This window comes from Bellilinea caldifistulae (assembly GCF_001306055.1).
Classification (GTDB): Bacteria; Chloroflexota; Anaerolineae; order Anaerolineales; family Anaerolineaceae; genus Bellilinea; species Bellilinea caldifistulae.
Genome location: NZ_LGHJ01000012.1, coordinates 216403 through 231926, shown reverse-complemented (window position 1 = coordinate 231926; position 15524 = coordinate 216403). Strand labels below are relative to the sequence as shown.

The following is a 15524-nucleotide window of genomic DNA, read 5'->3' as shown; positions in this document are numbered from 1 at the left end:
CCCGGTCGAGTGCTTAGAAAATAAACCCCGACCATGTTCCGGTTAAAGTATAGCGCAACCAGTCCACCGCACCAATCTGCAATAGTGCGGTGGTGAAGCCGGCTGTCAGGATCACCCAGCCGCTCTTTAAAGTGTCCATTGAATTTTCCTGATGAAAAATGGTCATCCACAACAGGCTGTAACACATGCCCAAAACCAGCCAGACGGTAACAGCGCTGAGGACGGCCAGTACGGTGATCAGCACCGGAATTTGCAGGTACATGGCTGCCGAAACCAACCCGACCAGCAGCAGAAGCAGGAAGACCTGCCGGTAACTCGCCAGCGCCGGGCGCGGGTCGGGCTCAATCCAGAAGTATTGATTGAACAAAGGCAGAAAGATGACCGCTACCAACACCCCCAGTCCACTGCCGGTGGCCAGCCGCAGCAGGTTACTGGGCGGGTAAAGGGTGGGCGCCTGCGGGAAAAAGTGCAGGTAAGAATTCAGCCCGTCCACCCCAAAGGTGATCAAAAAGACACTGAGCGGAATGCTGATGCGCAGCGGCGGCAGCGCCGAGCGTTTTCCCTGCGCCCATTGAAAGATGAAGCCGGTCAGCATGCCCAGATACATCCCCGAACAGCGCGCGCACAGCGGCGTTGGGCGGTCGCCAATCCAGAAGGAACGCAGCTCGATGCGGTGGCAGACGGCATAGCCAATGGCATCGGCCTTGCCAAGTATGCCGGGCGGAGTGAGCGCCAGCCAGATGGTCAATACCACCAGGGCAAATCCTGCCAGACCACTTTTCAAATAAATTTGTCCCTTTGGCCCGATGCGCCGGATGATCCTCATGCCAGCCATTATAACAGCAGGGAAAAATAAACCTGTACAAATAAGCGCTTATTGAAGTATCATCGGCTATGGATTTTGTTTGCCGGAGGCGTGTTCCAACCATGAAGAAAATCGGATTTATGCTTGCATTGCTGATCGTGTTGCTGGGGCTGGCCGCCTGCCAGACCAATACCCCTCAACCAACTGCTCAACCAACCACAGTCATTGATCTGGAGGCGACGGCCACCCGCAAAGCGCTGGATACCCCCTTCCTGCCTGCTACCAATACACCGGCGCCAACCGCCACCGAAACGCCAGCGCCCACCCTCACCCCTACGCTGGATTATCCGGCCGAGGGTTACGGCCCGACCAATTTCCCGGCGGATGTCAATCCTCTAACCGGTTTGAAGGTGACCGACCCGCAAATCCTCAACCGCCGCCCCATTCTGATCAAAGTTCAGAATCTGCCACGGGATGACCGGCCGCAATCCGGACTTTCGCTGGCGGATATTGTCTATGAGTTTTACACCGAGTACGGCACCACCCGCTTTGCCGCGTTGTTCTACGGGCAGGACGCCGAGCAGGTCATGCCGATACGCTCGGCGCGTTATTCGGATGTGAATCTGATTCGCATGTACAAACCCATCTTTGTTTTTGGCTACGCCTATGCACCGGTGTTCCAGCGGCTGGTCAATTCCGAGTTCAGCAGCCGGCTGGTGCTGGAAAGCGGCGCATCCTGCCCGGCGGTATGCCGGGTTGACCCGCGCGGAAAGAATTATCTGGCTGCCAATACCATTGAACTGCAAAACCTGATTAAAGCCCGTGGGATTGACAATACCCGCCCAAATCTGGACGGGATGGCCTTCAATTACACGCTTCCCGCAGGGGGTAAACCGGCCGAGCAGGTGTTTGTGCGTTTTTCGGCGGCTATTTACAACCGCTGGGATTATGATGCCGCCAGCGGCCGTTACCTGCGCTTTTCCGAAACCCGCAATGATCCCGATGGGAACGCTGCCGAGTACGCACCGCTGACCGATGCCCTCACCAAGCAGCAGATCGCTGCGGATAATCTGGTCATCATTCAGGTGCGGCACAATGAAGTTGACCCGCGCCCGGATGTAGAGGTGCTGGACATGAGCATTCTCGGCAGCGGCCCGGCTTATTTGTTCCGCGATGGGCGGATGTTTGAAGTCAAGTGGCAGCGATTGACCGAAAGCGACGTGCTCACGTTGGTGGATGGAGAGGGCAAACCAGTGGCTTTCAAACCGGGTAAAACCTGGTTTGAGGTGATGACGGTCAATACGACGGTTGCTCAGGATGGGGCGGTATGGCGGTTTCGCTTTGTGAGCGATTGGTAAATTGCCGGCTCTGCCCATTTTACTGAATTTTGGAAAATATCGCGCCGCCGCAAGGCGGCGCGATTAATTTGGGGTGATGCAACTAATCTCCATTTCCTGCGTATGTTAAGCATGACCATGCGGTATTATTTAATCGTCCAAGGTTGGCTTTGCCGGCAGAATTTCAATCCGTATCGGGCGGTTTGGGGAGATGCGCGATGAAACGCTTACTGCTTCCGTTTGTAAGCCTGACAGGCATCCTCTGGTTGACTGCCGGCTGGTTGACCTGGGTCATTCGTAACGAGGTTGGGATGGTCAACGGAATTGTACTGGGCGGTCTGGTCACACTGGCAGCCATCTATTTGCTGCGCACGTGTGTCAGTCTAATGTCGGCCCGAACCTTTGTGGCGCTTCTCACCCTTTCGCTGGTCTTGTTCAGCATCCTGATGGTGTTTCGTTATGAAGCGGATATCTGGCAGAGTATTGTTCTGGCGGCTGCCTTCATTCTGGCGCTGGTCGGTTTGACGATTGGCGTTGACAAACTGACCGGCAGTGGCTGGGAATTTACCTTACAGCAAATTCGCGGGCTGTTGACTGGCTGTGTTTTGCTGGTAGCGGCGGCTTACCTTCTGCCGTCGCTGGTGTGGCTGGTGAGCAATTCGTGGAATCAACCGGAGTGGTTATCCAACGCCAGCCTTTTGCTGACGAGTTTTCGGTTTCGATAATAAGGAGAGTTAAAATGCATCGTAATCGTTTGTTTGGGGGGCTTATTCTCATTCTGCTGGGGACATTATTCCTCTTGCAGACGCTGGGTGTGCTGGCGTGGAGCGTATGGACCTATTTCTGGCCTTTGGTTTTGATTCTGCTGGGAGCGTGGATCTTGCTGCGTCCGCGACTGGCAGGTAAACAATCGCTGGAAGTGGAAAATCTTGCCATTCCGCTGCAAACCGCCGGCGAATCCAGCATCGAATTCAACCACGGAGCCGGGCGGTTGCTGGTCAGCGGCGACGCAGCTCCGGGACAACTGCTGGAAGGTTCGTTTGTGGGTGGTGTACGCCACTCGGTACAACAGGAAGGCACACTGGCGCGGGTGACCTTGAGTGCAGACCCGGTATTGACCCCGCTGGATATACCCTGGTCGGGTGAAGAAGGGCTGCGCTGGGATGTCAAACTCAGCCGCGAAGTGCCACTGGATCTGACCTTTCATACCGGGGCGGGTGAAAACCGCATCAATCTGCGCGATTTGAGTGTGAAGCGGGTGGTGCTGGAAACCGGGGCGAGTTCGAGCGAAATCACCCTGCCGGCTCAGTCGCCATTCTGCCGGGTGGTTGTACGCGCCGGGGCAGCCTCGGTCGTTTTACGCGTCCCCGATGGCGTAGCCGGACGAATTGAGATGGAGAGCGGCCTGGTGGGCAGCAAAATTGACCCGCAGCGCTTCCCTTTCAACGGCACAACCTATGAAACACCCGGTTATGATCTGGCAGAACGCCGGGTGGAAATCAAAGTCGAAGCAGGGCTGGGTTCAATTGAGATAACCAGCGGATAAATTCTCAAAATCAAGGAGAGAAATCATGTCGAGGTGGAATTGGCGTATTCTGGCGGGAGGCGGGTTAATCCTCATGGGAGTGATTGCCCTGCTGGATGCCGTCTTTCAGGTTGAATTGAGCGGTTTGCTCTGGTCGTTTTTATTCCTGCTGGGTGGGGCTGCCTTTCTGGCAGTTCTGGCCAATGACCGCAATCAGTGGTGGGCAGCCATCCCCGGCTTCACCCTGCTGGGGATTGGGGCACTGATCGGTTTGAGCCGGCTTGCCCCAGCCGCTACCGATCAGATCGGCGGCGCCATTGTGCTGGGCGGGATTGGACTGAGCTTCATCGTGGTTTACATCCTTAACCGTAACTTCTGGTGGGCAATCATCCCGGCGGGGGTAATGGCCAGTCTGGTGGTCATGCTGGTGCTTGAGCCGGTTTTCGGCGAGTCGATTGCCTGGATCTTTCTGCTTGGTCTGGCGGCTACCTTTGGGTTGGTTTACCTGCTGCCCACACCGGGTGGAGAGCGCATGGAATGGGCACTCTGGCCGGCAGGGGTGATGGTGGTCATTTCCCTGATTGTCATGGGCGTCAGTGTGGAATGGGCAGCATATGCCATTCCCGCGTTGATGATTCTGGCGGGCATTGTGTTGTTTGTGCGCGCGCTGCGGCGCGGATGAGGAGGGGATCATGAGTGAGTACAAACCGGTTCATCCTCGGCGTAGTATTTTCTGGCCGTTGATGTTGATCGTCCTGGGGGTGATTTTATTGTTGAACACGTTGGGTGCCCTGCCGGGCGATGTGTGGGCAACTTTGCTGCGTCTGTGGCCGTTGATTTTTTTGATCGGCGGGATTGATCACATTTTGCGAGGGGAAGGCTGGGTGTGGGGCATCTTCTCGATTGGTTTGGGGACGGTCTTTTTGCTGAGTAATTTCGGCGCCTTGCCCGGGAATGCCCTGAATATGCTACTACGCTTGTGGCCGTTGTTTTTGATTGTCATCGGGTTGGACATCATCCTGCGCGGTAGTTCGCGCTGGGTAACACTGGCGGCCGTGCTTCTCACACTTCTGGTGGTGGGGGCGGTCTTCTGGCTGGCGGCAGGAAATCAGGGTTTGATGGGTGGACAGGTGGTTGCCATCTCCCAACCTCTACAAGGTGCCGAGCGGGCGATTGTGCGTCTTTCCAACCCGGCCGGTGGATTGATGGTGCAAGGTACGGCAAGTTCTCAATTACTGGCTGAGGGCCAGGTCATTCTGGCGCGGCAGCAGGAGCTGGATGACCGCTACGTGGTTCAAAATGGGCTGGGGAGTTATTCACTGGGCAGTTCCGGGGTGGTGTACCTGCCCTGGGCGGGCAGTTTTCAATCCCCGAACTGGCAGATCAAACTGAGCGGAGAGGTGCCGATTGCCCTGGAAACCAACACCGGCGCCGGCGATCAGATATTGGACTTGGACGGATTGGACCTGGAACGGTTGAACGCCTCGGTGGCGGTGGGGCAGTTGACGGTGCGTCTGTCGTCCGAAGATGCGTTTGAAGGGGTGATCAGCAACCCGATTGGCAGCCTGACCATCGAAATTCCGCGCGGGGCGTTGGTGGAAATTCACGCAGATACGGCTATCACGATGCGCAATATCCCGGCCGGTGAGTTTCGGACTGAGGGGGAGTATCTGTATTCGCCGGGTGCGGATGCCCAAAATGCCCGGATTCGCTTGAAGGTTGAGCAGCCCATTGGGGTACTTAACTTGCGTCTGCTTCCCTGAGAACGGGCAATAACATTCCAGTTGAGGCGGGAGAGGGTGATGATCCATCCTCTCCCGGTTTTCATACCTGGGAACTTTTTTGGGGGAGCAGCGTCTTGAAAGATGTAACAAATCTATGATTGGGTTCGATAAGGAGGAACCATGAAAACGCGTTGGACTTTGCTCATTATTGTTGTTCTGGCCGCCAGTTTGCTGGCTGCCTGTGCTGGAACGGCGCCGGCCGCCAATCAACCGATACGGCAGATTAATGTGACTGGCACCGGTAAGGTGTATGTGGTACCGGATATTGCTTACATCTATATTGGTGTGCGCAGTCAGGCAGACGATGTAGCCACCGCGCTTGGACAAAACAACCGACAGGCGCAGGCAATTGCCGATACTCTCCAGCGGCAGGGCATTGCTGCCGAGGATATTCAGACGACGGCTTTCAATGTCTATCCGATGCAGGAATACAACCAGGATGGCACGCCGAGTAAGATCACTTATGTGGTCGAAAACACCGTGTTCGTCAAAGTGCGTGAACTGCAAAAACTGGGTGAGATTCTGAATGCCGTGGTCGAAGGCGGCGCAAATACGATCAATGGCATCAGTTTTGATGTTGCGGATCGCGCTGCGGCTGAAGCGGAAGCCCGCCGGCTGGCAGTGGAAGATGCCAAAGCCAAAGCCAATGAAATTGCCGGGCTTGCGGGTGTGACCCTTGGAGCGCTGCAAAACATCAATGTGTACTCCAGCGGTGGCCCCATGCCGGTTTATGAGGCTAAAGGCGGAATGGCGGCATCATCCAGTGTGCCGATTGCTGCCGGGCAGCTGGTCATTCAGGCGGACGCCAACCTGAGTTACGAAATCAAGTAATCCATCCCGACCTGCGGCAAGGTCAAGCAAACAGTTCAGAACCGCCCCCCGTTTTGCGGAACAAAACGGGGGGCGGTTGCTTATGGAAAGCGTATTTCCATCAATAGTGAATTGCGCTGATTTTGGAAAGTTTGGTCAGCCGGTGGGTGGAGATGATGCGCCGGCTGGTGCCGGTCAAGCCGCGCAGCACGATGCTGTCGGTTGTAGCTCCGCCGGGGTAATAATCTACCCCTTTGAGCAGTTCGCCGTTGGTGATGCCGGTGGCGGCGAAGAAAACATCCTCGGATGAAACCAGATCATCAATCGTTAGCACGCGGTTAAAGTCGTACCCCAATTCCTCACCTTTGCGCCGCTCTTCTTCATTCCGGGGATGCAGTTTTCCTTGAATCATTCCGCCGGTGCAGCGCAAAGCGCAGGCTGCCAAAACGCCTTCCGGCGTTCCACCGATTCCCAGCAGCACATCAATGCCGGTTTCCGGTAGAGAAGCCATCAACGCACCGGCCACGTCCCCGTCCGGGATCAAAATAATGCGGGCGCCAACCCGCCGCACGCGCTTGATGAGTTCTTCGTGACGCGGGCGGTCGAGAATGACGCAGGTCAGGTCTTCGACATTACCGCCTTTGGCTCTGGCAATTTTACGCAGATTGTCCTCCACCGGCGCTTCAATGTCAATCACATCCCGCGCCTCAGGACCGACTGCAATTTTGTCCATATAGACGATTGGACCGGGGTTGAACATGGTGCCGCGCGGGGCCAGCGCCACCGTAGCAATTGCATTGGGTAAACCGAAAGCCGTCGGGCGTGTCCCGTCAATCGGATCAACTGCGATATCCACCTGAGGGGGTTCTCCGGTTCCCAGGCGCTCCCCGTTGTAAAGCATGGGCGCTTCATCTTTTTCACCTTCACCAATCACAATCACACCGTCCATCTGGATGGTGTTGAGCACCAACCGCATGGCGTCCACCGCGGCGCGGTCAGCAGCGATTTTATCGCCCCTGCCAACGTAGCGACCGGCAGCCAGTGCGGCTGCTTCTGTAACGCGCACCAGTTCCAATGCAAGGTTTCGGGTGGGTTTGGAGTCGATCATCGAGCTGTTCCTCCTTTTGAAAATGGGGTATAGAGATGGGTCAATCCGCTTACCAAAGCCAAAGAATCAGGTAGTAGCCAATGGCTGCCCCCCACAGCCACGAATCGATCCGATCCAACACGCCGCCGTGAGCGGCTAATAAGCGTCCCGAATCCTTGATGTTGAACTGACGCTTGAGCATGCTCTCGCCCAAATCTCCCAGCGGGCTGAGTAATCCCAGTGCCAGCCCCAAAAACAAGCCGTGCATGGGCGTAATCAACGGGGAGCGTAATCCCCACAGGAAGGCAAACAACAGTCCACCGGCGATGGAAAATAGCAGTCCGCCAAAATACCCTTCTCTGGTTTTATTGGGGCTGATTCGCGGTGCAAGCGGGGTTTTCCCCCATGCTCGTCCGATGAAGAATGCACCGGCATCGCCGACTGCAATGGTGGGGATGGTGAGCATCAGCCACCACAACCCATCCGGTAGAAAACGCAGGGAGATGAGGTAAGAGCCCATCCATCCGATGTAGAGAATGCCGGTCAGGGTGATGGTGAAATCCATTCCGGCGGTGGTGCAGCCGTGCTGGCAGGTAAAAATGTGGGCAGCCATGCTGGACAGAATCAGGCCGGCCAGCAGTAAATCACTCGATTCAAACCCCCAAAAATAGCGGCTGAAGGCCAGAATGAGCGTTCCACCGATCAGCATGACGGCGGACGGGAAATAGCCCCCGTGAGTAAAAAGCCGCCAGTATTCCCAGGCGGCTATGGCAAGTAAAAGACCAATGAATACGGTGTAGGCTAATCCACCCAGCAGGACGAAGGTGACTCCGACCAGAATAAGAATGATGGCCACCAGCAGGCGGCTGCGCAGGCTGACCCCACTGCTTTCAGCAGCAGCCCTGATCGGAGAGTTTTCCAAATCGTCTTTCCCGCTGGCTATACTCTTGTAGGGCTTTGTAAAACTCTTCCCGGTTGAAGTCAGGCCAGAGGGTTTGGGTGATGTACCATTCTGCATAGGCGGACTGCCAGATCAAAAAGTTGGAGATGCGCATCTCGCCGGATGTTCGGATGATTAAATCCGGATCAGGAATACCGGCAGTGAATAAATAGCGGCTGACCAGTTCGTCGTTAATTTCTTCCGGGGGAATGCCGTCTTTGACAATTGAACGAATGGCACAGACGATTTCATCCCGACCGCCGTAATTCCAGGCAATGTTGAGAATTAACCGATGATTGTCTTTGGTGAGTTCAACAGCGCGTTTGACTTTTTCTTGCAGCCGTTCCGGAAGCCGGTCGAGATGACCGATGTGGTGAAGCTGTACACCCTCCTGATGGAGTTCACCCAATTCCCGGTCAATCACATCTTCGAGAATCATCATCAGCCCTTCGACTTCTTCGGCTGGCCTGCCCCAGTTTTCGGTGGAGAAAGCGTAAATCGTCAGGATTTTGACATTGAACTCGACACAGGCGCGAATGATGGTGCGTAGATTTTCTGTCCCGGCGCGATGGCCGGCCAGACGCGGTAAACCGCGTGCAGCAGCCCAGCGTCCATTGCCATCCATGATGATGGCTACATGGACGGGGATTTTGGTGAGAGGGGGAGAGGCGATTGCCTCTGATTCATTCATCAGTAGTCTTAAAACTCCATAATTTCTTTTTGCTTGATTTCTCCGATCCGGTCAATCTCGCTGATCATTTTATCGGTCAGTTTTTGAAGTTCGTCTTCACCTTTTTTGAGTTCGTCTTCGGAGATCAGTTTTTCTTTTTCAAAATCGCGCAGGTCTTTGAGGATGTCACGGCGGACATTTCGGATGGCGACCTTGGCTTCTTCCAAACGTTGATTGACCACTTTGACCAGATCGCGCCGGCGTTCTTCGGTCAGTGGAGGGAGGTTGAGCCGCAGGGTTTTCCCGTCGTTATTGGGTGTCAGGCCGAGGTTGGAAGTGATGATGGCGCGTTCAATGGCTTTGAGACCGGATGCGTCGAAGGGTTTGATGAGCAACGTGCGCGCATCGGGTACGCTGATGGAGGCAAGTTGCATCAAGGGTGTCGGGACGCCGTAGTATTCCACCGGCAGTTTTTCGATCAGTGCAGGGGTTGCCCTCCCGGTGCGTATGCCTGCCAGGTCTTCTTCCAGGGATTGGATTGCGCCTTTCATGCGATTTTCGGCATCTTTGACAGTTTCTTTAATCACCGCAACCTCCTTGTCAGATGAATGAAATATCAGCCTGCATAAAGTAGTGGTGTGTTAAGGATACCGCAAAATAGCAAAAAATACCACAGATTAAATATTTTATTGGTTTATTGACAAAATAGTACATATGTTCTATAATCAAGTAAAGTTACCAAAGGAGTAAGCCATGATTTCCCTACCGATTGTGGATATACCGGTCAATCAAAAAGAAGCGATTGAGGTTGATCTTCCTCAATGGTCTTCCCCAAAAGGTAATCCTTCATCCTCAAAACCCATTCCTGAGTACGGGTTACGCAATTACCTGAATTCTTTGTTGCCCCTTCCTTTGCGGACGGGTTTTTTGGGGGTCGATTCTGATGAAAATCCCCTGTTGTTTGATTTGATGGATCCTCGTCCGGGTTCAATTTTGATCATCTCCGACCCTGAGGCAGGAAAGATGCGTCTGGTGAAAACTTTGATGTACTCATTGATTCTTACCAACCCGGTTTATGAAATTCAATTTTCCCTGATCAGCGCACGAACCAGCCTGTGGAAATTTGAGTACGATCGTTACAAAAATTATTTTTCTCATTTTACAAACAATTATGACCATCCGGCAGGCAAAGCCATTCTGGACGAAGCCGATCGGGTTGAAAGCCGACAGCACGGCAGGAATGAGGGGGAGTGCCGGTTAATCATTTTGGATGGTTTTGATACTTTACCATATATGGATTTTGATGTTCGGTTGAATTTTGAATGGCTGCTGGAAGAAGGCCCTTTCTATGAAATCTGGCCGATTGTGATCATGGACAGTCGCACTGCTGCCGAGCAAAAAAAATGGGTGGAAAAATTTAAGACCCGCATCATCGGCAAAATGAAGGATCATCGCCTGGCATCCACTCTTTCAAATCTTTCCGGGTTGAATTCCAACACTCTCATCAACGGTAAGGAATTCGTTGTCCAGATTGGTCAACGAGAACACCATTTTTACCTCCCCGATTCGATCTAATTTTTTGGAGGTCTGTATCATGAACATCGGAATGTTATGGTTCGACAACGATCAAAAAACCGATTTATCTTCCAAAATCAAACGCGCTGCCGATTATTACGAGAAAAAATACGGCGTTCGACCGGATGTGTGTTTTGTTCATCCCAGCATGGTTAACGAGGATACCCTTCAACGAAACGGGATTCTTATCAAAACCAACCGACGCATTTTACCCAATCATTTCTGGCTGGGTGTACAGGATCAGTCGGTCAAGTCTTTGTCTTCGCTCTCCGGCTGATTCGGATTGTCCTCCGGTTTGACTTCGTCCACATCCAGCATCATTTCTTCGGGGAGGATGCCCAATTCGAGTTCTGAGGCATCCTCCAATCCCTCTGCAACCAGGCGAGTCAACTTGCGAAAAAGGTTGATCAACTTGCGGACCGGATTGGGTGAATACCCCTCGGCAAAACTCCGCGCGGCATCCTCCAACTTGATTTCCTGGCGGAATTCTTCTCGCAGATAATAGAGGTGTTCGATGATCCATAAATACAAATCGGCCGAGGTACGTCCGGGGAACTCTTTGCAAATCCCCAATTCTTGAATGACTTTGACCAGCGGGGAATAAACCTCATCATACCAGGAGGCGACGGCCTCCTCAAAAGGCACTTCGCTTCCTCGTTTTTCTCCCATGTACCAGCGGTGCACCTGAATGTGTTCCAATAACTTGGGGTACATACCCGGCAGGGTCAATTCGATGTTGGCATCGGGACGCAATTCGTGCAGGCGGGTTTTCTGGTAAAACTCCGATTTTTCGTGCATCCGCACCAGCCAGTTGATGTCGGTGTTTTCGTCAATTGGAATGTCGGTTACGATTTCGGTGATGTAAGCATCAATGTACTTTTGCCCTTTTTCACGAGCCACCGAAACACGGTGGTTGCCATCCTTGACAAAATACACATCCCCGATTTTATAAACCTCGATGGGTGGTAGTTCAATTTCCTTCATTTTTGCCACATCAATACTCACCCAACGGGAGCGGATGTGACGGTGGCGGGGCAAGAATGCTCGGTCAAAATCGTTATAGCGGCCGACACTCCCGACGATTTTGTCAATCGGAATCTGGCGTACCCCCACATCGTACTGTCCGCGTATTGGCAGGTATTTGCGGACTTCGTCAAAAGCCAGTAATTGGTTGGTTGATTTATTAAACCAGCCTAACACCGAACGCCAGAAACCCTTGCGAAGAGCCTGTTCAAAGTCCTCGCGGGCAATCTTCTCGAAAAACGATGAATTGATTGAATCACTCATATTTGATCCTCCGCCCAAAGCTGGATTGCATATCGGGCAGCGGCCGATTGACTTCTTGAAAATTGAATTGAATTTCGCGATAACCGTAGCAATTGATGACGGTTGTGCTGCCGACTCGGGTTTCTATCTCGGTATCATTGCGATAGACGTGAATATGCCCATGCAGGTGGTAGGTGGGCTGGAATACCTGAATCAACCAGTTGAAAGCCTTAATCCCACGGTGCGGTAAATCATCCATGTCATGAATACCCCACGGCGGCGCATGGGTTAAGAAAATGTCCAGATACCGCCCAAAACGGAGCTTGTTCAGCATCAGCGCCGGGGTTAGACCCAGCACCATCCACCACATTTCGGCCTGGGTGTATTGATGCGGGCCGTAATTGTAACGCAGGCTTCCCTCAATGCCGGCCAGCAAAACTCCCTGCGGGGAGCAGACAGCCCGGCGGTGCAGATCAACCGCCCCCCATGGAGAACTCCGTTCACCAGCGGTGGTGATTTCTACTTTGCTGGCGTGGTTGCCGCGCACGTAGTAGAGCGGCCGGTCAAGCACGCTGATAATGAATTCCAAGTAGTAATATGGAAGGTCTCCGCAACTGATGACAAAATCAACGTTCTTGAAACGCTGTCCAATTTGAACGTTGTAGATAAATCCCAGTTCAATATCACTGACTGCAAGGATGTTCATTCCAGACCGGCATCGGTTTCCTGCTCCCGTTGGGGAAAAGGACGTTCAGGGCTGCTGCCCAGGGCCACGGCAATGGCAACGGCATGGGTGCGGGTGTGACTGATGCTGACCGACCACTGCTCTAAACCGAGGTACTTAGCAATTTTAGCAGCATTTCCGTGCAAGTAAAGGACGGGTTCGCCGCGTTGACCATCCAGGCATTCAATATCCTGCCAGCGGACAAAACCGATGCCGGTGCCGAGAGCCTTGGAGACGGCTTCCTTGACGGCAAATCGGCCGCCGAGGTACTCGGTTTGATTATTCGATTCGGCCAGTTCTGCCGGGGTGAACACTCTCTTCAAAAAACGCTCACGGATGGACGGCTTGACCGCATCCAGGCGCTCAATTTCCACGAGATCAACGCCGGTACGCAAAATCATGTTTCTGCGCTCCCATCCGGGCCGGCGCTGACGATGACCATACCGCTGCCGTTCAGGTAACGCCGCGCGGTTTCCAGCACCTCGTCCCGGCTGACATTTTCGATGATTGAAGGGTAACGGCGGTAATAGTCCAGCCCCAGCCCGTAGCGTTCAATGTTCAGCAGAGCACCGGCCACACCGGAATTGGACTCCAACGCCAGCGGCAGGCGTCCAATCAGATTGGCTTTGCTGTCGGCCAGTTCTTCCTCGCTGACCGGTTGGTGAGTGAAGCAGGCAATTTCGTCGCGAATCAGGTCAATTACCCGCTGCAGATTTTGCGGGTCAACCCCGGCCGAAACTTCCCACGAGCCGGCGGCGGTCGAAGCCACCAGATTTGCGGCGGCGTAATAAGCCAGCCCGTACTGCTCGCGGATGATTTCTCCAATCCGCCCCATCATTCCCAATTGTCCGAGGATGTTGTTGCCGATGATGGCCGGGAAGAAATCCGGGTCAGTGCGGCGCGGGCCAAAAGTGCCAACCACCAGATCGCACTGGCTTTTGCCGTCAATGGAAACATGCCGGCGGATGTCCTGCGCGGGCGGTTTCAGAGGCGGATAGACCACCGCTGGGGGTACGGTTGGGGTTTGCCACCAACCGAGATGGTGATTCACCCAGTCCAGTACCTTAGCCGGTTCAATGCCGCCCACCACCGCTAATACCATGCCGGCAGGGGAATAATACCTTTGATGAAAATCGAGCAGATCCTCACGCCGGATGTTTTGAATGCTCTCCGGGTAGCCGTCCTCCGGTTTGCCGTAGGGGTGATTGTTGAAGAGGATTTCATCGAAAACCAGTGAGGCCATTTCGGCGGTATCCTGCGCGCGGATTGCCAGGCCGGTCAGGTGCTGAACCCGGAGACGCTCAACCTGATCCGGTGGAAAGGTGGGCTGGGAAAGAACCTCGCTGAGGAGTTCCAGCAGCATGGGCAGGTCTTCCACCAGACAGCGTCCGCCAAAACTGACGGTGTGAACGCTGCCGGCAAACCCCAAACTGGCTCCGGCGGTTTCAAGCGTGTCAAAAATTTGTTGAAAATTCCTGCGCTGGGTTCCGCGGGTCAACCCCAGAGCGGTTAAATAAGCCAGCCCCAGTTTTTCCGGCGGATCGTACTGACTGCCGGCTGGCAGGTAACCGCTTATCACCACCGAGGGGCTGAAGGGATTACAGCGCATTAACAGGGTAATCCCGTTTTCCAGTTCAACCCGCTGGATGTCATCGGCCCCCGGCAGGGCATGCAGGGATTGCGAGTTGCGCCTCTTCATGCGCCTGGCCCTCCGTTGAGGGGATAATACACACCCACCACTCGTTGGTTGGAAGGCAACCAGCGCTGGGCAGCCCGCTGGACATCGGCGGGGGTTACTTCGGCAAGACGGGTCAGGTAGCCGCTGAACCAGCCGTAATCTGCGAACATCTCGGCAAAGCCCAGCCAGAAGGCTTGATTGGTGATATTTTCACTGCCGTAGGCAAACATGGCACGCGCCTGTTTGATGGCGCGTTGAATTTCTTGCTCGCTGACAGGAGCATCTTGCAATCGCTTGATCTCGTCATCCACCACCGCCAGAACTTCATCCGGGTTGCGGTCCGGCCGCAGTGTGATGGTCAGGTCGTACAGGAATGGATCAAAGGTTGCCTGCATGCCGCCTGAAATACCGACAGCCCATTCGTTTTCCACCAGGGCACGGTACAAACGGCTGGTCTTGTTAGAAATTCCGCCGCCGCCAAACATGTTCAGGCTGGTGGGGCCTGCCAGCAGCGAATCCAGCACCGTCATGGAGAAAAAGTCAGCATCGGCGGCGGCTGGCGAGCGGTAAGCAATTTGCAGGTAAACCGTTTCGCCGGGTCCGCTGACGGCGAGATGGCGCTCTTCTGCAACCGGGGGTTCGGGTGTGGTTGGGTTTTGGGCCGGCTTGCCGGGGGGGATCGCCCCGTAGCGGTCTTCGATTTGCCGCAGGATTTGGCCGGCGTCAAAATCTCCGGCGATGGCTACCAGCGCATTGGCGGGGTGGTAGTAATGCCGGTAGTACTCAAACAGGTCATCACGGCGGATGTTTTGCAGGTCTTCGGGTGTGCCGATCACCTCGTTGCGGTAGGGATGTTGCTCAAAAGAGGCTTTCTGGACGGCATCGCTGAGCAGGAAGAGCGGTTCGTTCAGGTTGCCAGCCAGTTCCGAGAGAATGACCGTCCGTTCGGCTTCGACTTCTTTGGGGTCAAACAGGCTGTTGACCATCCGGTCGGATTCAATCTCCAACGCCAGGGACAGGTGATCCGCTGGCAGGGTTTCAAAATAGGTTGTCCAATCCATGTGAGTGAAGGCATTCCAGGTTCCGCCGGTACGGGCAATGGCTTTATCCGGTACACCGGCCGGAAACCGGGGTGTTCCTTTGAATTGCATGTGCTCGACCCAATGCGATATGCCACGCTTTCCGTTCTGTTCGTAGCGCGAGCCAACCCGATACCAGACCCAATGACTGATCAGCGGGGCAGTGTGGATTTCTTTCAATTGGACGGTTAGACCGTTGGGGAGTTGCGCGCGCAAGATGTCATCAGCCATGGGTTGAATGCTC

18 protein-coding genes are annotated in these 15524 nt (G+C 54.3%); 8 read left to right on the top strand and 10 right to left on the bottom strand.

Annotated elements, in window-relative coordinates:
• Window positions 1-13: 13 nt before the first annotated feature.
• Window positions 14-826, bottom strand: a complete 813-nt coding sequence (locus AC812_RS07110; RefSeq protein WP_169787269.1) for a DUF2085 domain-containing protein — start codon at window positions 824-826, stop codon at window positions 14-16.
• A gap of 101 nt (window positions 827-927) precedes the next feature.
• Here AC812_RS07110 and AC812_RS07105 point away from each other — a divergent pair, with 101 nt between their 5' ends.
• From AC812_RS07105 to AC812_RS07080, 6 genes are all read left to right on the top strand, one after another.
• Window positions 928-2163, top strand: a complete 1236-nt coding sequence (locus AC812_RS07105) for a DUF3048 domain-containing protein (RefSeq protein WP_061919519.1) — start codon at window positions 928-930, stop codon at window positions 2161-2163.
• A 197-nt stretch (window positions 2164-2360) separates the two neighbouring features.
• Window positions 2361-2867 (top strand): hypothetical protein, encoded by a 507-nt coding sequence (locus tag AC812_RS07100; protein ID WP_061919517.1) that lies wholly within the window; start codon window positions 2361-2363, stop codon window positions 2865-2867.
• Between the two features lie 14 nt (window positions 2868-2881).
• Entirely contained in the window at window positions 2882-3688 is an 807-nt protein-coding gene (locus AC812_RS07095; RefSeq protein ID WP_061919515.1) for a toast rack family protein, read from the top strand.
• Between the two features lie 25 nt (window positions 3689-3713).
• On the top strand, window positions 3714-4349 hold the full coding sequence (locus tag AC812_RS07090) for a hypothetical protein (RefSeq protein ID WP_061919513.1): 636 nt from the start codon (window positions 3714-3716) through the stop codon (window positions 4347-4349).
• A 10-nt stretch (window positions 4350-4359) separates the two neighbouring features.
• Window positions 4360-5430, top strand: a complete 1071-nt coding sequence (locus AC812_RS07085; RefSeq protein ID WP_061919511.1) for a toast rack family protein — start codon at window positions 4360-4362, stop codon at window positions 5428-5430.
• A 141-nt stretch (window positions 5431-5571) separates the two neighbouring features.
• A complete protein-coding gene (locus AC812_RS07080; protein WP_061919508.1) occupies window positions 5572-6282 on the top strand; it encodes an SIMPL domain-containing protein in 711 nt (236 codons plus the stop codon).
• A gap of 100 nt (window positions 6283-6382) precedes the next feature.
• On the opposite strand, the gene glpX is transcribed toward AC812_RS07080, so the two are convergent.
• Genes glpX through frr form a run of 4 tightly spaced genes read right to left on the bottom strand, consistent with a single transcriptional unit; the run spans window position 6383 to window position 9545 of the window.
• Window positions 6383-7369, bottom strand: coding sequence for a class II fructose-bisphosphatase (glpX, locus tag AC812_RS07075; RefSeq protein ID WP_061919506.1), 987 nt, complete (start codon window positions 7367-7369; stop codon window positions 6383-6385).
• Between the two features lie 49 nt (window positions 7370-7418).
• Entirely contained in the window at window positions 7419-8270 is an 852-nt protein-coding gene (locus AC812_RS07070) for a phosphatidate cytidylyltransferase (RefSeq protein WP_061919504.1), read from the bottom strand.
• Window positions 8239-8979, bottom strand: coding sequence for an undecaprenyl pyrophosphate synthase (gene uppS / locus AC812_RS07065; protein ID WP_061919502.1), 741 nt, complete (start codon window positions 8977-8979; stop codon window positions 8239-8241). The genes AC812_RS07070 and uppS overlap by 32 nt, the downstream gene beginning before the upstream one ends.
• Before the next feature lie 8 nt (window positions 8980-8987).
• Window positions 8988-9545 carry a ribosome recycling factor gene (gene frr / locus AC812_RS07060; protein ID WP_061919500.1) on the bottom strand — a complete coding sequence of 186 codons (558 nt, stop codon included), beginning with the start codon at window positions 9543-9545 and terminating at the stop codon, window positions 8988-8990.
• A 166-nt stretch (window positions 9546-9711) separates the two neighbouring features.
• On the opposite strand from frr, the gene AC812_RS07055 reads away from it, so the two are divergent.
• On the top strand, window positions 9712-10533 hold the full coding sequence (locus AC812_RS07055) for a hypothetical protein (protein ID WP_061919498.1): 822 nt from the start codon (window positions 9712-9714) through the stop codon (window positions 10531-10533).
• A gap of 19 nt (window positions 10534-10552) precedes the next feature.
• Window positions 10553-10810: a hypothetical protein gene (locus AC812_RS07050; protein WP_061919496.1), complete on the top strand. Its 258-nt coding sequence runs from the start codon at window positions 10553-10555 to the stop codon at window positions 10808-10810.
• Here AC812_RS07050 and AC812_RS07045 read toward each other — a convergent pair.
• Genes AC812_RS07045 through AC812_RS07025 form a run of 5 tightly spaced genes read right to left on the bottom strand, consistent with a single transcriptional unit; the run spans window position 10774 to window position 15511 of the window.
• Window positions 10774-11820 (bottom strand): hypothetical protein, encoded by a 1047-nt coding sequence (locus AC812_RS07045; protein WP_061919494.1) that lies wholly within the window; start codon window positions 11818-11820, stop codon window positions 10774-10776. The two genes, AC812_RS07050 and AC812_RS07045, sit on opposite strands and share 37 nt — an antisense overlap.
• Entirely contained in the window at window positions 11813-12505 is a 693-nt protein-coding gene (locus AC812_RS07040; protein WP_061919492.1) for a metallophosphoesterase family protein, read from the bottom strand. Before AC812_RS07040 ends, AC812_RS07045 begins: the two co-directional genes overlap by 8 nt.
• Window positions 12502-12924, bottom strand: a complete 423-nt coding sequence (gene acpS, locus AC812_RS07035) for a holo-ACP synthase (RefSeq protein ID WP_061919490.1) — start codon at window positions 12922-12924, stop codon at window positions 12502-12504. The genes AC812_RS07040 and acpS overlap by 4 nt, the downstream gene beginning before the upstream one ends.
• A complete protein-coding gene (locus AC812_RS07030; protein WP_061919488.1) occupies window positions 12921-14222 on the bottom strand; it encodes a M16 family metallopeptidase in 1302 nt (433 codons plus the stop codon). Before AC812_RS07030 ends, acpS begins: the two co-directional genes overlap by 4 nt.
• The gene (locus tag AC812_RS07025) at window positions 14219-15511 is read right to left on the bottom strand and encodes a M16 family metallopeptidase (protein ID WP_061919486.1); all 1293 of its coding nucleotides are present in this window, start codon (window positions 15509-15511) and stop codon (window positions 14219-14221) included. Before AC812_RS07025 ends, AC812_RS07030 begins: the two co-directional genes overlap by 4 nt.
• Window positions 15512-15524: the final 13 nt, after the last annotated feature.